Origin of the sequence: Microbispora bryophytorum (assembly GCF_006874465.1) — a bacterium.
Taxonomy (GTDB): Bacteria; Actinomycetota; Actinomycetes; order Streptosporangiales; family Streptosporangiaceae; genus Microbispora; species Microbispora bryophytorum.
Window position 1 is genome coordinate 88,403 of record NZ_VIRL01000015.1, and the last position, 20,981, is coordinate 109,383.

The window sequence follows — 20,981 nt, forward strand, 5'->3', positions numbered from 1 at the left end:
ACGACCACGGCGTGACGCGTCGCCCCGACGGGCCGCCGGCGACGCGCGGATGACCGGCGGGCGCATGTTACAAGAACAAGAACTGACGCGCGGAGGATAATTTCGGCCGATTCATGGGAATCATGACGGCACCAACTGACGGACACCGCCGAAAGGAGGGCCCCGATGAAGAAGGTGCAGATCGTGCCGCGACCGCGGCCACCGAGAACTCCCGCTCCGGTCGACCTGCGCACCCCCTCAGGAAGGGTCCTCCCCTACTAACCGGGCACGCCCCTGGCCAGCTCGTAGCAGTGGGCGAAGCCCTCCAGGACCGCGGGCCAGGAGCAGCGGACCGGCTCGGTCTCCCTGTTGTGCTCGGCGATCGACTGACGCAGGGCGGAGTCGCGGGCCAGTCGCGCGACCGAGGCGACGAGATCGTCGAACGTGCGGCCCAGCAGGCCCTCCTTTCCCGGCCTGACGAAGTCGGCCACGCCGCTCTGCGCCCGTGCCACCACCGGCACGCCGGCCGCGCGGGCCTCCAGCGCGGCCAGGCCGAACGACTCACGCGGAGCCGGAGCCACGAATACGTCGGCCCCGGCCAGCAGGTCCTTGATCTGCTCCCGGCTGTACCTGCCCGGCAGCGACACCCAGCCCATCCGGCGGGTCCGCAGGTAGCGCTCCATGCGCCCGCGGGCCGGGCCGTCGCCCACGATCGTGGCGCGCATCGCGATGTCCCTCGGCACCCTGTTGCGCACCGTCTCCAGCAGCTTGAGCAGCCGCAACGGCTGCTTGCGCGGCGCCAGCCTGCCGACCGCCACCACATGGACGACGCCGTCCGCCGGCCCGTCCCCGGCGTCCCGTACGGCGTCGGGCCCCGGCCGCCACGAGGTCACGTCCAGGCCGTTCGACACCACCTGTACGGGCACGCGGGGCCCGGCCACGGCGCGGATGGGGCGCGCGGCGGCCTCACTGACGGCGGTGAGGACCAGCCCCCAGCGCCGCCACGCGAAGGCCGCCTGCAGCGCCCGGTAGACGCCCCGGGTGACCGGATCCCACATGCTGTGGACGGTCGCGACCACCGGCAGCCCGGACCGGACCGCCGCGCGCACTCCCATCCAGGCGAACGGCGAGACCGCCCCCGTGTGAACGTGCACCACGTCGAAACGTCCGCTCGCCATGATCCGGAGAAGGTGGGCCGTGCCGCGCGGATGGACCGGCAGGTCGAACGGGAGGTTCGCGACCACCCGGTGCACCCCGGGCAGCCGCTCGCCCGGCGTCGCCGTCGCCACCTCGACCGTGTGGCCCGCCTCCCGCTGGGCCCTGACGAGGTCGGCGACCTGCACCTCGATCCCCCCGAGGCGCGGCAGATAGCAGTCGCTGACGTGAAGAATCCTCACCGGTTCAGCCTGGCAGAGCGCGCCACGCCCATCAAACCGCACGCCTGTCCCGACTGGTCACAGGGAGGGCGACGTCACGCGACCCGGGCCACGTGGGATCATGGGCGGAACTGGCCGCGAGTGGCCTGACGAGTGGAGCACGCGATGACGACGTTCCGTGGGGCGCGATGAGGACGGCGGTGTTCTTCCACGCCCATCCCGACGACGAGGCGCTGCTGACCGCCGGGACCATGGCCATGCTGGCCAACGAGGGGCATCGCGTGGTGCTCGTCGTCGCGACGGCCGGCGAGCGCGGCCTCGCGGAGCTCCCCCACGGCGAGGAGCTGGCCAGAGCCCGCATGGACGAGTTGCACCGGTCTGCCGCGGCCCTGGGCTGCGCCCGGGTCGTGCTGCTCGGCTACGGCGACTCCGGCCTGGCCATCGACGGCGGCGTGGCCGACGACCGGCCGGACAACGCGTTCATCGACGCCGACATCGAGGAGGCGGCGCAGGCGCTGGCCTCGGTACTCAAGGAGGAGACCGCCGACCTGCTCACGATCTACGACCCGGCCGGCGGCTACGGCCACCCCGACCACGTGCAGGTCTACCGGGTCGGAAGCCGGGCCGCCGAGATCGCCGGGACGCCCATCGTGCTTGAGGCGACGGTCGACCGCGACCTGCTGCTCAAAGGGGTGCGGCTGGCCTCCCGGTTCTACCCGGCGATCGACGTGCGGAGCTTCGAACGGGCCTACTCGCCCCGGGACGCGATCACCCACCGGGTCAACGTGCGCAAGTACGCCAAGGCCAAGCGGGCGGCGATGGCGGCCCACGCCAGCCAGGCCACCGGCGGCGACGGCGACCGCACGCTGGGCGCCATGCTGAAGATCCCCGGGTTCGCCTACCGCTTCGTCTTCGGCACCGAGTGGTACGTACGCCGCGGCCTGCCCCGCGGCACCCGCCTGCGGCATCCCTTCGACGGCAGCCCGCAGGCCACCCCCTGAGGGTCGTGATCCTCCGCCGGGAGGATTCCGCCGCCCCCCGGGCCCGGCAGACTGGAGGGGACCGACACCGGACTGGGGGCGTACGCGGGTGAACAGGAAGTGGCTGCAGATCACGCTGTCTGTGGTGTCGCTCGGGCTGGCCGCGGCGCTGGTGCTCTATCTCCCGGAGATCGTGCACACGCTGACCGGCGCCACGGTGAGCTGGACGGAGATCGGCCACCGGTTCGGCGGTCTCGGGTGGCAGATGATCGCGCTGATGGCCGTCCTGTGGCTGGCGAGCCTGTGGGCCTACACCTTCGTGATGACCTCCGCGCTGCCCGGCCTCACGCACACGCAGGCGCTCACGCTCAACGCGGCGGGAAGCGCGGTCAGCAATCTGCTGCCGTTCGGCGGGGCGGCGGGCGTGGCCCTGACGTTCGGCATGACCCGCGGCTGGGGCTTCGCCAACCGGCCGATCGTCGTCTACACGCTGGTCACCGGCATCTGGAACTCGCTGTTCCGGTTCATCCTGCCCGCCGTGGGGATCGTGTGCCTGCTGATGGCGGGCGAGACCACCGATCCCACGGTCACCAAGGCGGGCTGGGCCGGGGCCGTCTCGATCCTCGTCCTCGTCGCCGTGGTCGCCACGGCGCTGTACTGGGACCGCGCGGCCGCCGTCCTCGGCCGCGTCCTCGACGGGCTCGTACGGCTCGCGCCCCGGCGGTTCCGTCCGGCGGAGCACGCGGCGTCGGCGGCGATCGAACGGCTGCGCAGGGACACGGCCGACATCATCCACAGCCGGTGGGCGGGCCTGTCGCTCGGGATGGTCGCCTTCCTCGCCCTGCAGTGCCTGATCATGGCCGCCTGCCTGGTCGCCACCGACTCGTACCCGGGGCCGGCCGAGACCGTCGCCGTCTTCGCGCTCAGCCGCGTCCTCACCACCGCCCTGGTCACGCCCAGCGGAGCGGGGATCATGGAGGGGGGCGTCGCCACGCTGCTGATCGGGGCGTTCGGCCAGCCCGCCGGCGGGGCTACCGCGGCCGCCGTGCTGTTCGGCTTCTGGACCTACACCATCGAGATCCCCTGGGGCGGGCTCGCGCTCGGCGGGTGGGCCCTGCTGCGCAGGCGGGGGGCCCGCGCAGCGAACGCGGAGGCGGGAACGGCCGCCTCCCCGCACCGCACCCGGGTCCGCTGATCAACTGCGAGTAACTGCGCCGATCTCCTAAACTCGCGGGGCGAGAAGGTGAGGATGTCCGGGTTGGTGAATGCCTTGTGCCCCTTCGCGGGCGCGCATACGGTGACGCCTGGGATAGGACGACCAGCGGCGGCCGGCAGGCACGGCGCACGACAGCGGAGGAGCGCCCGATGAGCCCCCCGACGAGCCCGGTGGCGTTCCGGGTCCTCGGGCCGGTGGGGGCGCACGACGGCACCGACGAGCTCGACCTCGGCGGGCTGCGGCAGCGCGCGGTGCTGGCCCGCCTCCTCGCGGCGCGCGGCCAGGTCGTGCCCGTGGACACCCTGCTGTTCGACCTGTGGGACGACGACACCGCCAAGGGCGCCCAGTCCGGGTTGCAGGTCTACATCTCCCGGCTGCGCCGCGTGCTCGAGCCCAACCGCCCGCGCGGCGGCCCCAACCGCCTGCTCGTCACCGTCGCGTCGGGATACGCCCTGCGCGCCGCCCCGGAACAGGTGGACGCGCTCCGCTTCGAGGCCATGGTCCGCTCGGCCGGGGAGCGGCTGGAGGAGAGCCCCCAGGCCGCCAGGGCCCGGCTGGATTCGGCGCTCGCGCTGTGGCAGGGCACGCCGTACGCGGACTTCGCCGACCAGTCCTGGGCGGAGGCGGAGGTCGCGCGGCTGAGCGAGCTGCGCCTGGTGGCCAGGGAGCGGCACGCCGACGCCGGGCTGCGGATGGGCCTGCACGCCGAGACCGTGCCCGATCTGGAGGCGCTGACGACCCAGCACGCCCTGCGTGAGGAGGGCTGGCGGCTGCTCGCGCTCGGGCTGTACCGGTGCGGGCGGCAGGGCGACGCGCTCGCCGCGCTGCGCCGGGCCCGCACGATCCTTTCCGACGAGCTGGGCATCGACCCCGGACCTGCCCTGCGGAAGCTGGAGTCGGACATCCTGGCCCAGGCCCCCGGGCTCGACCTCGTGCTCCCCTCGCCCCGGCGGCCCCCCGAGATCACCGCGACCTGGCCGCCCCGGCCGGTCGCCACCGGCGACGCCCCGCCGCTGGAGCCCGAGCCGTTCGTCGGGCGTGACGCCGAGCTGGCCGCGCTCGCCGCCGCCGCGCCCCGCGCCCAGGCGGGCCGGTTCACGGTCACCGTGGTCAGCGGCGATCCCGGCGCGGGGAAGACCACACTGGTGCGGCGGCTGTTCGAGCGCCTGGAGGGCGACGGCTGGATCGGCGCGACCGGCGGCTGCCCCGACAGCACGGCGACCCCGCCCGGCTGGGCCTGGGTCGAGGTGCTGCGCGCCCTGGTCGCCCGCAGGGGCGCGGGCGAGTACGCCGCGCTGCTGGCGCCGCTGCTCGACGACGCCGCTCCCGACATCGCCGACGACGAGGCGTCGGGCGGTTTCCGGCTGCACCGGGCCGTCGGCGGCTACCTGTCGGCCGTGGCGCGCGAGGCACCGCTGCTGATCCTGCTGGAGGACCTGCACTGGGCCGACGACCAGACGCTCGCGCTGCTGCGCGCGCTGCCCAGCCTGCTCGCGGCCAGCCGCGTGCTCGTCGTGGTGACCTGCCGCGACGGTGAGCTGAACGACCAGCAGCAGGACGTGCTGGCCGCGCTGGCCCGGCTCGACCCCGTACGCGTGGGGCTCGGCGGCCTCGACGACGCCGCGGTGGCGGAGCTCGTCCGGGCGACCTGCGTGCACGAGGTGGACGACGAGGTCGTCAGCACGATCGTCGAGCGGGCCGGGGGCAACCCGTTCTTCGTCAAGGAGACGGCACGGCTGTTCGAGGCCGAGGCCGACATCTCCGAGGTGCCCTCGGGCGTGCGCGACGTGCTGCGGCGGCGGATCGCCCGGCTGCCCGAGCGGGCCCAGCAGGTGTTGCTGCAGGCCGCCGTGATCGGCCGCGACGTGGACGTGGACGTCCTGGTCGACGTGTCCGGCGACGAGGACGCCGTGGTGGACGCGGTCGAGGCGGCACTGCTCGCCGGGCTGGTGACCGAGCCGGGGCCCGGCCTGCTCAGGTTCGACCACGACCTGGTCAGGGACACGATCTACTCGGACGCCTCCCGGTTGCGCCGTTCGCGCCTGCACGCCGCGGTCGCCTCGGTGATCGAGCAGCGCAGCCCGAACGACGTGGCCGCGCTGGCCCACCACTACGACGCGGCGGGCACGGTGGAGACCGCCGCCAAGGCCGTGCGGTACGCCGGGCTGGCGGCCGAGCAGGCCGAGCGCAGGTTCGCCCACCGGGAGGCCGCCACGCTCTGGCAGCAGGCCATCACCGCCTTCGACCGGGCCCGCGCGGGCCGCGGATCGGTACGCGACCGGCTGGAGCTTCAGCTCCGGATGATCAGAGCGCTGGCCCTGTGCGGGGACATGACCGCCGCCCGCGCGCACCGGGGCGAGGCGATGTCGGTCGCGCTGCCCCTCGGCGATCTGGAGCTGACCGCCCGGGTCGCGGCGGCGCTCGCGGTGCCGCACAAGGGCATCGCCCGCGACTTCACCCGCACCGCCTGGGAGATCGTCGACGTCACCGAGAAGGCGCTGGTCGAGCTGCCGCAGGGCGAGCAGTCGCTGCGGGCCAGCCTGCTCGCGACGCTGGCCCTGGAGCTGGAGGGGTCGGCCACCGAGCGCGGCTACCAGGCGTCGCTGGAGGCGGAGGAACTGGCCAGGTCGAGCGGCGACCCCGCGCTGCTGGCGATGGCGCTGAGCGGGCGGCTGCGGCAGTCGTACACGCTGACGCAGGTCGACGAGCGCGAGACCATCGGCCGTGAGCTGCTGCGGGTCGGGGCGGAGTCGGGCCAGATCGCGGTGCAGACGCTGGCGCACCTCGTGCTGCTGGAGTGCGCGGCGGCCCGCGGCGACTTCGCCGAGGCCGACGAGCACCTCGCACAGGCCGAACGCCTCGGGCGGCAGTACGCCCTGCCCGCCCCGGCGGCCGTCGGCGCTTGGTACGCCGGGCAGCGGTTGATGATCACCGGGGACTACCCGGGGGCCGAGCGGGCCTACCGGAACGCCGCGCGGCTGACCGCGCGGGCCGGCATGCTCGAAGGCCGCCAGGACCTGCCGCTGATCGCCACGTTCTGCCTGCACCTGGTGGACGGGCGGGCCGCCGAGATGACCGAGCCGCTGGGCGAGGCCCACCTGCGCGGCGCGAAGTGGACGCTCGACGCCTACGCGGTGGCGCTCGCCTCGGCCGGGCACGTGCGGGACGCCCAGGTGGTGGCCACGAGCCGGGAACCGGTCCGCACCGACTTCCTCTACGAGCTCGCCCTCAACTGGCGGGCGCTCGCCGGGATGCTGCTGGACGACGAGGGCCGGATGCGGGAGGCGTACGAGAAGCTGGCGCCGTTCCACGACCGCATCGCCGGGGCCGGCACCGGCGTGGTCGCCCTGTGGCCGGTGGCCAAGACGCTCGGCGACCTCGCCGTACGGCTCGGCCTGCCGGCTCGCGACCACTACGAGAAGGCGCTGGCCGTGGCCGAGCGGGTGGGTGTGCCCCGCTGGGTCGCCGAGGCCCGCGGGGCACTCGCGAACAGGTGAGTCAGCAGGTGAGTGAGCAGACAGGCACCGAAAGGGCGGATTGATCAGTCGCTGACATCGGCGTGCAATCAGGGCGTTGGGGGGCGCTAGGGTGAGGCTCGCTGATGGCTGCCCCGACGACCGGCGGTGAGAGCACGTGCGGATCCCCGACCCTACGGCCGCCTCCGTGTTCGGCCTTCCTCTGTGGCTGGTCGTCGCGGTCGGCGCGGTCGCCCTGTTCGGCGCGTTCCAGGTGTACTACTGGGTCGGCCGCAGGCTCGGCGAGGCGCTCTACCGCTCGCGGGTGGGCCGCAGGATCGGCCGGGAGCGGATCGAGCGCGTGGAGAACGTGGTGCGCCGGTGGGGCGCGCTCGCCGTCTACGGCTGCTTCTGGGTGCCTGGCCTGCGGCACACGCTGCCGTGGGTCGCGGGAGCGCTGCGGGTGAACTACCGCTGGTATGTGGTCGCCAGCGCGCTCGGCTGCCTGACCTGGGTGCCGGTGGCGTCCTTCGGCCTCTATTCGCTGCTGTGGGCCTGGCTGTCGCTGGCGGCCCGGTCCCCCGGGCTGGCCGCCGCCGTCGTCGCCGTCGTGGCCCTGGCCGTCGCCCTCCTCCTGCGGCGCCGCAGGAGGGGCGGGAACGGGGACGCGCCCGCCGCGCCCGAAGCCGTGCGATCATGTCGGGATGCGTAACGGGGTACTCATCGCGCTGACCGCCGCCCTCGTCACGGCAGGGACCGCGGCCGTGCCCGCTCAGGCCGCGCAGGCTCCGTCGGTCACGGCCCGGGAGGCCTACCTGGTGGACACCACGCAGGGAACGGTCCAGTTCGCCAAGCGCGAGACGCGCCGGGTGCCGATCGCGAGCCTGACCAAGGTCATGACCGCCTACGTGGTCCGGCGGCAGGCCAGCCTGAACGACGTGGTGACCGTCACCGCGGCCGACATACGGCACGCGACGGCCGGCGGGGCCACGACGGCGGGCCTGCGGGCGGGCGAGCGGCTCACGGTGCGCGACCTGCTCTACGGGCTCCTGCTCCCCTCGGGAGCGGACGCCGCCCACGCCCTGGCCGAGCGGTACGGCCCGGGGACGGCGAAGTTCGTCGCCAGGATGAACGCCGCGGCGCGGGCTCTCGGCCTGCGCGACACCCGCTACGCCAACCCCGACGGGCTGCCGTCGAAGGCTTACTCCACCGCTCGTGACCAGGCGACGCTGGCCGTGGCGGCGCTGCGCGACCCCGTGATCGCGTCCGTGGCCAAGACGCCCAAGCGGGTGGTCGGGAAGTCGGCCGTCCACCGGGCGCACGTGTGGCGCAACACCAACGACCTGCTGGACGACGGCGCGGTGGGGCTGAAGACCGGCTTCACCTCCCAGGCCGGCTACTGCCTGTCGTTCGCCGCCGTCCAGGACGGGCACACGTACGTGGGGGTCGTGCTGGGCGAGCGCAGCGAGAAGGCCAGGCTGGCCAGCGCGCGCAAGCTGCTCGACTGGGCCGAGACGGGAGCCTCCGAGGAAGCGGGGACGGAGGTCACGCTCCCCTGAGCAGGCCGTGACAGGCGACGGCGGCGGCGGCCACCACGTTCAGAGAGTCGACGCCGAGGTCCATCGCCAGCGGGCTCATCGGGATGCAGACGGGCTGGTCCGCCTCGTGCAGCCAGTGGGACGACAGCCCGTCGCCCTCGGAGCCGAGCATCAGCGCGACCCGGCCGGACAGCGGGGCCTTGTCGAGCGGCACGGCCGACTGGTCGGGCGTGAGCGCCAGCAGGCGGAACCCGGCCGCCCTGAGCTCCGCCAGGCCGCCGTGCCAGTCGGTCATCCGGGCGTACGGGATCGCGAAAACCGCCCCCATCGACACCTTGACGGCCCTGCGATAGAGGGGGTCGGCGCAGCGCGGCGACAGCACGATTGCGCCGACGCCGAGCGCCGCCGCGCAGCGGAAGATCGCCCCCACGTTGCCGTGGTCGACCAGGTCCTCCAGGACGAGGATCCGCGACCCCGCGTCCGCGAGGAGCTCGCCGACCGAGGGAAGCGGGGTGCGCTCCATCGCGGCGAGCGCGCCCCGGTGCACCTGGAAGCCGGTGATCCCCTCCATCACGCGGTCGGAGACCACATAGACGGTGGCCTCACCGACGACGTCGGCCAGCGCGTCGAGCCACTTGGCCGTGGTCAGCACCGAGCGCACCGGATGGCCCGCGCCGATCGCCCGCCGGATGACCTTCTCGCCCTCGGCGACGAACAGCCCGCGCTCGCTCTCGACGCTCTTGCGCAGGTCGACGTCGCGCAACCGCACGTAGTCAGACAGCCGCGGATCGGCGGCGTCATCGACCGAAATGACCACGGGCCTCAGCGTACGGCCAGGTAGAACACTCGCGCACACCCGGGCGCAAGATATGGCTTTTGCCAGTATCGTTCCCTAAACCTGTTACGGCCAGTCGACACCGGAGAGAGCACCGTGGGCGGACGACACCGCACAGACGAACTCGATGGCGGCTTCGACCCCCAGTACGAGCCCCCGCCGCCGCCGCGGCGGCGAGCCGGGCGGGGGACGGTGTTCGTCCCGCTGGCCGGAGCGGTCGCCCTGGCCGTGCTCCTCGGCGTCGCCGCGTACGTGGTGGTGAACAAGAGCCCGGGCTGCGCCGGCGAGAAGATCCAGCTGTCGGTCGTCGCCGCGCCCGACATCCAGCCCGCCATCCAGAAGATCGCCACCAGGTTCGGCAAGTCGGGCAGGGCCGTCGACGGCAGGTGCGTCGCCGTCACGGTCAAGGCCGCCGATCCGGCCGACGTGGCCAACGCGATGGCGGGCACCGGTCCCACCAGCGGCAAGCTGGACCCCGACCTGTGGATCCCCGACTCCAGCCTGTGGCTGAGCGGCGTCAAGAACGCGCCCGAGCCCACCGGGAACGCCGCGAGCACCCCCGTCGTGCTCGCCGCGTCCAAGACCGGCGCGGGCAAGCTCCAGTCGGCCTTCAGCCCGAGCTGGACCGGCCTGATGAGCGCGGCGAACGCCGCCAACCCCGACGGCCTGGCGCGGAAGGTGCGCGTGCTCGCGCTCGATCCCACGCAGAACGCCTCCGGCCTCGGCGCGCTGCTCGCCGGGGCCGCCGTGCTCAAGCAGGGAGGCGGCAGCGAGGAGACGCTCGTCGGCGTGCTGCGCCAGTTGTCGGAGTCCACCGTGTCGACCCCCGACAGCTTGTTCGCCACGCTGACCAAAGCCGCGGCCCGCATCCCGGTCGGCGTGACGTCCGAGCAGGCCGTGTGGTCGTACAACACGACGACGACCCCCTCGAACCCGGCGGTCGCGCTCTATCCGGCCGAGGGCACGGTCAGCCTCGACTACCCGATCATCGTCACGGCGAAGGACGCCGCGACGCGCAAGGCCGCCCAGGCCCTGGCGACCGAGGTGACCTCGCCCAACGGCAGGAAGACCGTCCAGGACTACGGCTTCCGCGCGCCCGACGGCAAGGGCGGCAGCCTGCTGAAGCCCGACAACGGCGTGAGCGCCAAGAAGCCGGCCGCGATCCCGCTGCCGGACGCCGCGACCGTCACCCGCCTCTCCCAGGCGTGGCACCAGATCAAGCTCGGCACCAGGCTGCTCGCCCTCATCGACATCTCCGGGACCATGGCGCTGCCCGCCGACAAGACCGGCGTCACCCGGATGCGCGCGATCGCCGACCTCACCGTCGAGGGCCTGAAGCTGTTCCCCGACAAGGCGGAGATCGGCATCTGGGCCTTCTCCGACAACCTGCGCGGCGAGGGCGTGGACTGGAAGCCCGTCGTGCAGATCGGGCCGCTGGCCCAGCAGATCAACGGGGTGACCCGCCGCGACGTGATCAACCAGGCGCTGCAGCGGGCGGAGGCCATCCCCACGGGCAACACCGGCCTGAACGACACTCTGTGGGCCGCCTACCAGAAGATGACCAAGGAGTACGAGCCCGACAAGGTCAACACGATCCTGCTGTTCACCGACGGCGTCGGCAACGACGACCCGAACGGCGGCATCTCCAACACCGAGATCCTGTCCAAGCTGAAGGACGCCTACGATCCCAAGCGGCCGGTGAGCCTCCTGATCATCTCGTTCAACACCCAGAAGGACGAGGACCAGGCGCAGATGACCTCCATCGCCAAGGCGACCGGCGGCGCCGCCTACTTCCCGCAGACCATCCTGGAGATCCGCAACATCTTCCTCAAGGGCATCGCCCGCCGACTCCAGTAACAGCAGCCGCTGTTTTCGCAGGTCATACCCGTTGGGCATGACCCTGTGATCCGTAAACGACGCCAGAGGGGACGGCGTCCCACTCGTGTGGGGACCGGCAGAACCAGGTTCCGTCACACGGGGAGGAATGTTCGTTGCCCGAATGGCCCGGCGTCGGGCGAGCCGACGACCACCGACTGCTGGAGGCGCTGCGCCGCGGCGCCGACGCCCAGACCCCGGCCACGCTGTACGACGCCTACGCCGACCGGCTGAGCGACTACGCGTACGCGCTGGTGGGCGACCTCGACGCGGCGGAGCGTGCGGTGCACGACGCGCTCGTCGCCGCGTCCTGCTGCGCCGACCGGTTGAAGGAACCGGCCCGGCTGCGGGCGTGGCTGTACGCACTGACCCGGTTCCACAGCGCCAGCCGAAAGAGTGCCACCCAAAAGAGCGCCACCCGGAAAAGCGCCGCCGGACCCGTCATCGCGGTGGAGGAGTCCGCGGACCCGCCGCTCGCCGCGCTGGTGCGGGAGGCGCTGGAGGAGCTCGGCGACAACGAGCGCGAGGTGCTCCAGCTCGCCGTACGGCACGGCCTGACGACGGCCGAGATCGGATCGGTCCTCGGGCTCGCCTCCCGGCAGGTGTCGGCGCGGCTCACCCGGGCCCGCAACCACCTGGAGAACGCCGCCGCGGCCCTCGTGCTGGCCAGGGCAGGCCGGGCCCACTGCCCGGAGCTGTCGGCCCTGGTCGACCACGGCGTGGGCGCCGCATGGCAGGACGGCCCCCTCGGTCCTCCCGTGCGCAAGCGGTTGAGCAAGCACATCGCGGCCTGTGAGATCTGCCGCGAGGGCCGGGGCAGGCACGTGTCGGCCGCGCGGCTGCTCGATATGGTCCCGGTCGCCTACCCCCCGCTCTCGCTGCGCCGCCGGGTGATCGAGTCCGCGCTCCAGGCCGACCGGCGTGGCGCCGCCACCGCCGCTACCACCACCGCCGCCACCACCGCTACTGCTGCCGCCACCACCGCCTTCGACCGGCGCGGTTTCCCCGCGACCACCGGCAGGCAGGCAGGACACGGGCGGCCAGAGCACGGGCGGCCAGAGCACGGGCGGCCAGAGCACGGGCGGGTCCGCTCCCGCCCACTTCGGACCGCCCCCGTCATGCTCGCCGCCGTCTGCGTGTTCGGTGCGGCCGGCGGGCTCGCGCTGGTCTCCGGTCATGCTCCGGCCGGGCGGCTCGACGCGATACATGTGCCTCCCACGTCGGCGCCCGCGGACTCTGCCCCCGAGGATTCGGCCCCCGGAGATCCGGTGCCGGATCCGGAGGACAGTGACCTGCCCACCGCGACCCCCATCGCGACCCCCGCCCCATCCGGAGACGAGACACCCACACCGGACGCTTCCCCCCGATCGGCCGCGACCGCCCCGCCCCACACCAACGCACCCTCGGGGCGGTCGCGGCCCACTCCCACCCGTACGCGACCCGCGCCCAAGCCGGCCCTGACGGCGCTGTGCCCGGGAGACCTGGGCAACGCGACGAGCGCATCGGTCACGCTGGCCGCGCGCAACGCCGTGATCGAGTGGACGGCCGTCACCTCGGGCGGGATCGCGGTCTCGCCCCGGCACGGCAGGCTCCGCGCGGGCGCGAGCGGCCGGATCACGCTCACCGTCGTCGATCCCGGCGTCGCGGGCAGGGGCGTGGTGACCTTCACGTCCTCAGCCGGCCGGCCCTCGTGCCGGATGGCCTGGGACGGCCAGGAAGGGAACGACGACGAGGCCGGGGCTGGGCCCGGCCCGACCTCCGACATCACGGCCGGTCCCCCCTCCGATTCCGGCGGCGAGCCGGGCGACGGCCCGCCTTCGGCCGGCGAAGCCGCCGCCGCGCCCACCGCCACGCCCGCCGGCTGACGCATCCGTCACAGCATCACCAGTTGTTACACCCTTGTTGGAAGATTGGCGCTCGCCAGTAACAATCAGGATTCGCGAGGTGTCAGCGGAAGTTTGAAAGGGGAAAAACGACGCGACCGAGGATTTGAGGGGGCATTGTGGCCCAAGCATGGCTGCCCGGCGCAAGCCGACTTCCCTCCCCCGGGGACTCCGGAGCGATGCTCGGAGGAGCCCCGAGGACCGTCTGGTTCATCTGGCCCGCCGACCCCCAAGGGGTCTCGGCCAGATCCGTCGCCCAGCGGCTGATCCAGCTCCGCCGGCCCTCCCACCTGGTGTGGAACCCGGTGACCGGGGAGATCGTCCAGTTGCTCCCGCCCATCAGGGCGGGCGGCGGGCTCGCCGCGGACCGCGGCAGGAACGGACGGGTCTGTGTGCAGATCCAAGTCATCGGCTCGGCGAGGGAACCGTTCACCGACACCAAACTCGACGGTCTGGACGACATCCTGGCCTGGCTCGACTCCTGGGAGGTGCCGCGCCGCTGGCCGGCCGGCCCTCCACTGCCCTATCCGCACTCCCTGGCCGCCGAGCGCAGCAAACGGCTGTGGGCCCTGGGCGGCCACTTCGGCCACTCCCAGGTGCCCGGCACCAGGGAGGGAGACCCGGGATCGATCGACATCGCCCGCATCATCGGCGAGGAGGCGCTCAACCTGAAGGTCCCCCTGTCCGGAAGTGAGCTCAGGCTTCTGCAGGGGGTATGAGCTCCCGGATCACCGCGCACCCGCGCCGCACGTCGGCCCGGGAGGCCGAGCCGTAGCCCAGCACGAGGCCGTGCACCCGAGGCGGCCCGTGGTGGTGGGCCTCGGTCGTGTCCAGGAGCACGCCGCGTTCCCCGGCCCGCCGTACGAGGCCGGGGACCACGCCGGCGGGCAGGGCGACCATGACGTGGAGCCCGGCCGTGTCACCCCGCACGTACGGCCCGAGCTCCTCGACGATGACGGCCCTCCGGCGGGCGTACTCCAGCCGCATCCTGCGCAGGTGCCGGTCGAGGTCGCCGCGTTCCAGCAGGGTCGCCACGGCCCGCTGGACCGGCCCCGACGTGCGGTCGGCGAGGTGCGTCCGGCGCTCCGCCACGGCGTCGAGCAGGTCGGCGGGGGCGACCAGCCAGCCGAGCCCGACGTCGGGACCGAGCGACTTCGACAGCGTGCCGAGCAGCACCACCCGCCCGGGGTCGAGCCCGTAGAGCGCGGGCAGCGGCGCGACGTCGTAGCGGAACTCGGCGTCGTAGTCGTCCTCGACGACGATCGCGCCGGTCCTGCGCGCCCAGGCGAGCAGCCGCTCCCTGCGCGGGATCGGCAGCCTGCCGCCGACCGGGAACTGGTGCGCGGGCGTGGTGTAGAGCACCCGCAGGTCGTCGGGGAGCGCCTCGACGATCACGCCCTGCTCGTCCACCGGGCAGGGCACGACCTCCGCGCCCCGGGAGGCGAAGATCCGCCGGGCGGCCCGCCAGCCGGGCTCCTCCACCCCGGCCCGGGTCCCCGGGCCGAGCAGCGTGGCGGCGATCAGGTCGAGCCCGTTCCCGGTGCCCCTGGTGACCATGACGTTCCCCGCGCCCACGGGCACGGCCCTGGCTCTGCGCAGGTGGTCGGCCAGCAGTTCGCGCAGCTCCGGGTGGCCGTAGGGGTCGGGGAACGCGTTCAGCGCCAGCTCGCCGGCCGAGCGCCAGGCCCGCCGCCAGGCCGCCGTGTCGTACCCGAACACCCACGGCCGCCCCGGCCGCAGGTCCACCCATCCCGGGGGCGCCGGCTCGCGACGGACGGCTCCGCGGACGTCGACCGCCCGCGCGCCGGGCTTTTCGTACGGCAGCGCGTCGTCGGCCACGTAGGTGCCCGAGCCGTGCCGCCCGTCCAGCCACCCCTCGGCGTACAACTGCTGGTACGCGTCGGTCGCGACGGTCCTGCTGACCCCCAGCAGCGTGGAGAGGGCCCGCGTGGACGGCAGCCGCTCCCCCGCCCTGAGCCGGCCGGTGCGCATGGCCTCCCGCAACTGACCGGCCACCTGGACGGCGAGCGGCACCGGGGACTCGCGGTCCACCGCCAGTGGCAGATCTATGGTCAGGCGCACAGTGTTCCCCGCAAAGTGTTCCCCCGCAAAGTGGTCTCCCAGTATGGGCACTGAGTGGACGTGTTCCGGCAGTCCACTTCGGCCTAACGTATCGGACATGCTCTCCACAACCGCCCGTACCACCCTCAGGCGGTCGAAGGACCGCGCCCGCACCGACCGCGCCGACCTGTACGCGATCCTGGACGCCGGCCTCGTCTGTCATCTCGGCGTGCTGGCCGGCGGGTCCCCCATGGTGATCCCCACCGCCTACGGCCGGATCGGCGACACCCTCTACCTGCACGGCTCCACCGGCGCGACCTCGCTGCGGGCCGCGCTCGGCGCCCCGGTCTGCGTCACCGTGACCCACCTCGACGGCGTCGTGCTGGCGCGCTCCGCCTTCCACCACTCCGTGAACTACCGGTCCGCCATGGTCTACGGTCTCGCCCGGCTGGTGGACGACCCCGAGGAACGGCTCGCCGGCCTGCGGGCCGTCACCGAGCAGCTCGCCCCCGGACAGTGGGACGCCGTACGCCTGCCGGACCGCAAGGAGACGGCCGCCACGGCCGTGGTCGCCCTGTCCCTGGAGGAGGCGTCGGTGAAGGTCAGGCAGGGGCCGCCGAAGGACGACGAGGAGGACTACGACCTGCCCGTCTGGGCGGGCGTGCTGCCGCTCACCGTGTCGTGGGGCGCTCCCGAGCCCGACCCGCGCCTCGCGCCCGGCATCCCGGTTCCCCCGCACATCGGGAACCGTCAGCCGCGGCTGTAAGCGACCTGCAAGCGGTTTCACCGACACTGCGGCCGAGCCTTCATCAGCCGGCCGCGGCGAGCGGCGCCTCCACGATCGCCCGGCAGACTGATCCCGACATTCATTCTGACTAAACGGTGACTTTTCAACGTAATCGTAAAGTCGCCACTAAACTTCGGTCTGGTCATTTGGCGGGGGCCCCAGGCGATGAGGAGACAGACCGTTATGCACGGCCAGACGGGCGCCTGGCGCGTCCCCGGCTATACGGAAGTTCGTGAGCTCGGCACGGGGGGCGCCGGGCGAGTGATGCTCGCGCGGCATGACGCCGACGACATCCCTGTGGCGATCAAGTACCTGTCCGACGAGATGATGGCGGACCTCCACTTCGTGGCCCGGTTCCGGCACGAGGCCCGCCTGCTCGCCGCCATGGATCCCAGCCCGCACGCGGCGCGCTTCTACGAGTACGTCGAGACCGCGCGCGGCGCCGCCATCGTCATGGAGCTCATCGACGGCGTCTCGCTGCGCGCGATGCTCCGCTCGGAGGGCCCGACCGGTCCTGAGGCCGCGCTCACCGTGCTCAAGGGCTCGCTGCTCGGGCTGGCCGTGGCGCACTCCATCGGCGTCGTCCACCGCGACTACAAGCCCGAGAACGTCATGGTCGAGGCCGACGGCGCCAGCAAGCTCGTCGACTTCGGCATCGCGGCGCAGGCCGGCGAAGGGGTCAGGGCGGCCGGGACACCGCCGTACATGGCGCCGGAGCAGTGGTCGGGCGGGAAGGCCGGGCCGGCGAGCGACGTCTACGCCGCCACCGTCGTCTTCTTCGAGTGCCTCACCGGCGGACGGCCGTTCCGGGCGCAGAACATGGCCGCGCTGGCCCGCCAGCACCAGGCCACCCCTCCTCCGGTCGACGAGGTGCCGCCCCCTCTGCGCGACCTCGTGGAGCGCGGCATGGCCAAGCGGCCCGAGGAGCGGTTCGCGTCGGCCGAGGAGTTCGTGCGGGAGCTCGAGATCGTCGCCGCGGGCGCGTACGGCCCGGCCTGGGAGGAACGCGGACGGCGCCGGCTCGCGGCGCTCGCGGGGCTGCTTGTGCCGTTCTTCCCGCTCAAGGAGAACGTCTCCGAGACCGGCACCGCACTGGCCGAAACGAAGCTCGGCGGGCTGCTGAGCCGGACCCGCATGAAGATCGGCCTGACCCTGGCCGGGATGGTCGTGATCGCGGGCGGAACGGTGGCGCTGGTCCAGACCATGAGCGGCGGCACGACTCTGCAGGCCGGGACGACGATCGCGACGCCGCCCGCGGTCGATCCCTCGTCGATCGAGGTGGAGGACGACTCCGGCGACGACCCCACCGAGGACCCGGAGGATGCGACGCCCGCCCCGGCGACCCCCACCCCTGCGGGCACCAGCCCGGCGGCCACCAGCCCCGAGCCGAACCCCTCGCCGCCATCGGTCGTCCAGCCCAGCGCGACCGGCCGGGCGACCCCCCGGCCCTCGGCGAGCGCGAAGCCGAAGCCCACGCCGACCATCAGGCGCACCCCCAGGCCGAGGCCCTCGCCCAAGCCCGTGCCCTCGGAAGACGCGGTCACGGTCGACCCACGCGGCAACTCGCAGACGACCCCGCGGCCCAGCCCCGCCCAGACCAGCAGGCCGCCCACGACCCGGCCCACGACACAGCCCACCACGCGCCCCACAACCCGCCCCACCACACAGCCCTCCACCAGCCAGCCGACGCCTACGCGGAGCAACCCGGGCACGAGCCCGCCCCCGGCGACCGAAGAGCCGCCGCGGCTGACGCTCTCGCCCGCTCCTCCTCCGGAGACTCCGACGGGCGGGCTCGCCGCGGCCCTGGTGACGATCGGCCTCGTTCCCGCCACACTGGCCATGGGACGCATGCGCGGACGGCACCGAAGGCGGCGGTAGATGCGAGAAGGCCTGACGGTCGCGGGGCACCGGCTCACCGGCCGCACCCGGCCCAGCGAGGTCGGCACCTGGGCGGACGCCGTCTCCCCGGACGGGCGGCCGTCCGGTGTGCTGCGGTTCGCTCCCGCGGCCGTCGCGACGGCCGCGGCACGCGAACGGCTCGTCGCCGCGGTCGGCGCCGACGTGCGGCTGCAGGAGGGCGGGCCGATCGGGCTGCTGCCCGTGATCGACCTGGTGGCCGCGCGTGACGAGGTCTGGCTGATCACCGCACGGGCGACGCCGGCCGTCGCCGACCTGATGGCCGCCGGCCGCCTGGACCCGGGTGGCGCGGCGACCGTGCTCCTGGAGACCGCGCAGGCGCTGCTCGCCGTGCACGCCGCCGGGCCCGCCCACGGCTCGCTGCACGCCGGCACCGTCGTGATCGGGGAGAACGGCTCGGTGCTGCTGGCCGAGCGCGGCCTGCTGCGGGCGCTGCGGGGCGAGACCGCGTCCGCGGAGCAGGACGTGGCGGCCTGGGCCGCGCTCGCCGGCGCGCTGGCCGCGCACTGCGGTCAGGGACACGCGGCGGCGGCGCTGCGGCGCGCGGCCGCCGCCGCGGCCCACGGGCTGGCCGCCGCCCGAGACACCCTGCTCGCCGAGCGCGACGCGTTCCCCGGCATGGGCCGGGAACGGCTGGCTCACTCGGCACACAGCGCGGCATACGGCTTCGCCGCGCCCGCGTCCCCTGCGTCCCCCGAGCTCCCCGCCGGCCCGGCGGCCGGCTCTTCCGGCGGGGAGGCGGTGACCCTGCTCGACCTGCCTAACCTCGACGGGCCGAACCTTGACCGGCCAAACGCTGGGGACGGCCCCGGCGACGTGATGATGCGGTTCGGGCCCGGGGTCCCGACCGAGACCACGGCGGCGCAGATCTGGCGGGCCGGGCAGACCCACGACGCCGTCACGGCCGCCCACACCGGCGGTCCGGCCCCCCGGCGACGCCGGAGGCGTACGACGGCGTGGGCGGGAACCCTGCTGCTGGCGATCCTGATCGCGGCGGTGATCCTGTGGCTGCGCCAGGCGCCCGGCGCACCCCTCGCGGTGAGCGACGTCGACGTCAAGGCGCCCAAGAAGACGGTGCACTGCGACGGCAGAGCCGATTTCGTGGGCGTCGTCACCACCAACGGCGAGGCCGGCACGCTCCGCTACCTCTGGATCCGCAGCGACAACCGCGAGCCGCTGGAGCAGGAGCAGCAGGTCTCCTCGGGAGACACGTCGGTGGACCTCCCCCTGCACTGGAAGGTGACCGGACCGGGATCGTTCAAGGGCACGGCCACACTCCGCGTCCTGTCCCCCACGACGACGGGGAAGCCGATCCAGGACAAGGCAAGTTTCACCTACAAATGCTGATTTCATTAGTGTGGCGCGCATGACGACGACGCCCGCCGGCTGGTATCCGGACCCGTACGGCTCCCCTCTTCTCCGTTGGTGGGACGGCACCCAGTGGACCGACGCCACCCACGCCCCCGGGCAGGAGGCCGGAGCGCCGCCCCAGGCCCCTCAGCAGGCCCCGCCCCAAGCTCCGCAGCAGGCCCCGCAGCCGGCCCCGCAGTGGGCGCAGCCCCAGTGGGGACCTGCGAACCAGACGGCGCAGCTCCCGATGCCCGAGTTCGGCGCGCCGCGACGTACGGCGCCGGTCTGGCCGTGGATCGTGGGCGGCATCGCGGCGGTGGTGGTGCTCGCGCTGGTCATCGGCGGTGCGGTCATCGTCCTGCGCGACCGCGCCGGCTCGACCCTCGCCCTGCCGGAGACCACCGCGACGGCCCCGCAGCTCGACCAGACCGTGCCGCCCGAGCAGGAGCCGCAGCAGTCCACCCCGCCGCTGCCCCAGCTTCCCCAGCCGTCCGGTGACCGCATCAAGGACCCGGTGACCGGCCTGTCGTACGCGTACCCGGGCGACAAGTGGCAGGTGCCGGAGTCGAAGAACGTCAACGACCCGTCCGACCCGAGGATGCCGCTGTGGACGAGCGGCTGCCTGGCGACCTCCCAGGCGAACTACGACGGCAGGGGCGGCGACTGGGTCGGCAGCATCTACGCCGCCGAGGTGCCCCAGTTCTTCCCCTACAGCGGCCCGCAGAGCTTCGGGCAGCTCTCCCAGACGCTGCTACTCGCCTACGACCCGATCTTCTACGGCATCCAGCACGAGCGCAAGGTGCTGCGCAGCGAGGCGACGACCGTGAGCGGCAAGCAGGGCTGGGTGATCGAGTTCGAGATGGACTTCACCAAGGTCGCCGAGGCCAACGGCCTGAAGTGGAAGAAGGAGAAGGGCGCGATCGTCCTGGTGGACCGCGGCCAGAACGCCCGTCCCGCGATGCTGTACGTCTCGGTGCCGGACAACCTGGACCAGTCGATCATCAAGCGCGTGGAGGACTCGCTTCAGTCTCAGTGACGTCCCCATTTACCCTTCCGCATTACTCTTGAGCCATGACTGACCCGCTGGTCTGGATCGACTGTGAGATGACCGGGCTCGACCTCGGCCGTGACGCGCTCATCGAGGTGGCCTGTATCGTCACCGACGGCGAGCTGAACCAGCTGGATGAGGGCGTGGACGTCGTCATCAAACCCCCTGCCGAGACGCTGGAGCAGATGTCAGAGGTCGTGCGGGAGATGCACACGGCCTCGGGACTGCTGCGGGCGCTCGCGGCGGGGGTGACCCTGGCGGAGGCCGAGGCCGTCGTGCTCGACTACATCCGCTCCCACGTGCCCGAGGCCAAGAAGGCGCCGCTGTGCGGCAACTCCATCGCGACCGACCGCGCGTTCATCGCCCGGGACCTGCCTCTGGTGGACGCCTTCCTCCACTACCGGATGGTCGACGTTTCGTCGATCAAGGAGCTGGCCCGCCGCTGGTATCCCCGGGTCTACTTCGCCTCCCCCGAGAAGCAGGGCGGGCACCGCGCACTGGCCGACATCACCGAGAGCGTCCGGGAGCTGCGCTACTACCGCGCCGCGGTCTTCGTGCCGCAACCCGGGCCCGACTCCGCCACCGCCCGCGAGGTCGCGGAGGCCGTCTCCGGGTCCTGACGAGGAGGGCGAGCGGTATTACAGGCGCGGAGGACTCCGAAATACCGCTACACTTTCTTCG

The 20,981-nt window shown here is 73.3% G+C and carries 16 protein-coding genes; 13 read left to right on the forward strand and 3 right to left on the reverse strand.

Annotation, left to right across the window (positions count from 1 at the left end):
* Positions 1-257 precede the first annotated feature (257 nt).
* Positions 258-1,376: a glycosyltransferase family 4 protein gene (locus tag FLX07_RS24650; RefSeq protein WP_142573838.1), complete on the reverse strand. Its 1,119-nt coding sequence runs from the start codon at positions 1,374-1,376 to the stop codon at positions 258-260.
* Positions 1,377-1,543: 167 nt separating this feature from the next.
* Between FLX07_RS24650 and FLX07_RS24655 the strand changes: the two genes are divergently transcribed.
* From FLX07_RS24655 to FLX07_RS24675, 5 genes are all read left to right on the forward strand, one after another.
* Positions 1,544-2,356 (forward strand): PIG-L deacetylase family protein, encoded by an 813-nt coding sequence (locus tag FLX07_RS24655; protein WP_142573840.1) that lies wholly within the window; start codon positions 1,544-1,546, stop codon positions 2,354-2,356.
* 88 nt (positions 2,357-2,444) lie between these two features.
* Complete coding sequence (locus FLX07_RS24660) at positions 2,445-3,530, forward strand: lysylphosphatidylglycerol synthase domain-containing protein (RefSeq protein WP_142573842.1); 1,086 nt, start codon at positions 2,445-2,447, stop codon at positions 3,528-3,530.
* Between the two features lie 170 nt (positions 3,531-3,700).
* Entirely contained in the window at positions 3,701-7,048 is a 3,348-nt protein-coding gene (locus FLX07_RS24665) for an ATP-binding protein (RefSeq protein WP_142573844.1), read from the forward strand.
* Between the two features lie 166 nt (positions 7,049-7,214).
* Positions 7,215-7,718, forward strand: a complete 504-nt coding sequence (locus FLX07_RS24670; RefSeq protein WP_229689716.1) for a DedA family protein — start codon at positions 7,215-7,217, stop codon at positions 7,716-7,718.
* A complete protein-coding gene (locus tag FLX07_RS24675; protein WP_142573850.1) occupies positions 7,711-8,565 on the forward strand; it encodes a D-alanyl-D-alanine carboxypeptidase family protein in 855 nt (284 codons plus the stop codon). Before FLX07_RS24670 ends, FLX07_RS24675 begins: the two co-directional genes overlap by 8 nt.
* Here the strand turns inward: FLX07_RS24675 and FLX07_RS24680 are convergent.
* On the reverse strand, positions 8,552-9,361 hold the full coding sequence (locus tag FLX07_RS24680; RefSeq protein ID WP_142573852.1) for a TrmH family RNA methyltransferase: 810 nt from the start codon (positions 9,359-9,361) through the stop codon (positions 8,552-8,554). The two genes, FLX07_RS24675 and FLX07_RS24680, sit on opposite strands and share 14 nt — an antisense overlap.
* Before the next feature lie 114 nt (positions 9,362-9,475).
* Here FLX07_RS24680 and FLX07_RS24685 point away from each other — a divergent pair, with 114 nt between their 5' ends.
* The 3 genes from FLX07_RS24685 to FLX07_RS24695 all read left to right on the forward strand — a co-directional run bounded on the left by FLX07_RS24685 (position 9,476) and on the right by FLX07_RS24695 (position 13,856).
* On the forward strand, positions 9,476-11,236 hold the full coding sequence (locus tag FLX07_RS24685; RefSeq protein WP_142573854.1) for a substrate-binding and VWA domain-containing protein: 1,761 nt from the start codon (positions 9,476-9,478) through the stop codon (positions 11,234-11,236).
* Between the two features lie 134 nt (positions 11,237-11,370).
* Positions 11,371-13,119, forward strand: coding sequence for a sigma-70 family RNA polymerase sigma factor (locus FLX07_RS38535; protein ID WP_142573856.1), 1,749 nt, complete (start codon positions 11,371-11,373; stop codon positions 13,117-13,119).
* A 197-nt stretch (positions 13,120-13,316) separates the two neighbouring features.
* A complete protein-coding gene (locus tag FLX07_RS24695; protein ID WP_142573858.1) occupies positions 13,317-13,856 on the forward strand; it encodes a hypothetical protein in 540 nt (179 codons plus the stop codon).
* On the opposite strand, the gene pdxR is transcribed toward FLX07_RS24695, so the two are convergent.
* Complete coding sequence (gene pdxR, locus FLX07_RS24700) at positions 13,834-15,219, reverse strand: MocR-like pyridoxine biosynthesis transcription factor PdxR (protein WP_229689715.1); 1,386 nt, start codon at positions 15,217-15,219, stop codon at positions 13,834-13,836. The genes FLX07_RS24695 and pdxR overlap by 23 nt on opposite strands.
* A gap of 97 nt (positions 15,220-15,316) precedes the next feature.
* Between pdxR and FLX07_RS24705 the strand changes: the two genes are divergently transcribed.
* The 5 genes from FLX07_RS24705 to orn all read left to right on the forward strand — a co-directional run bounded on the left by FLX07_RS24705 (position 15,317) and on the right by orn (position 20,920).
* A complete protein-coding gene (locus tag FLX07_RS24705) occupies positions 15,317-15,964 on the forward strand; it encodes a pyridoxamine 5'-phosphate oxidase family protein (RefSeq protein ID WP_142573862.1) in 648 nt (215 codons plus the stop codon).
* Positions 15,965-16,168: 204 nt separating this feature from the next.
* Positions 16,169-17,863, forward strand: a complete 1,695-nt coding sequence (locus tag FLX07_RS24710) for a serine/threonine-protein kinase (protein WP_142573864.1) — start codon at positions 16,169-16,171, stop codon at positions 17,861-17,863.
* The gene (locus FLX07_RS24715; protein ID WP_142573866.1) at positions 17,864-19,249 is read left to right on the forward strand and encodes a protein kinase family protein; all 1,386 of its coding nucleotides are present in this window, start codon (positions 17,864-17,866) and stop codon (positions 19,247-19,249) included.
* A 19-nt stretch (positions 19,250-19,268) separates the two neighbouring features.
* Positions 19,269-20,288, forward strand: coding sequence for a DUF2510 domain-containing protein (locus FLX07_RS37175; RefSeq protein ID WP_208762368.1), 1,020 nt, complete (start codon positions 19,269-19,271; stop codon positions 20,286-20,288).
* Between the two features lie 35 nt (positions 20,289-20,323).
* Entirely contained in the window at positions 20,324-20,920 is a 597-nt protein-coding gene (gene orn, locus FLX07_RS24725) for an oligoribonuclease (RefSeq protein ID WP_142573868.1), read from the forward strand.
* Positions 20,921-20,981 lie beyond the last annotated feature (61 nt).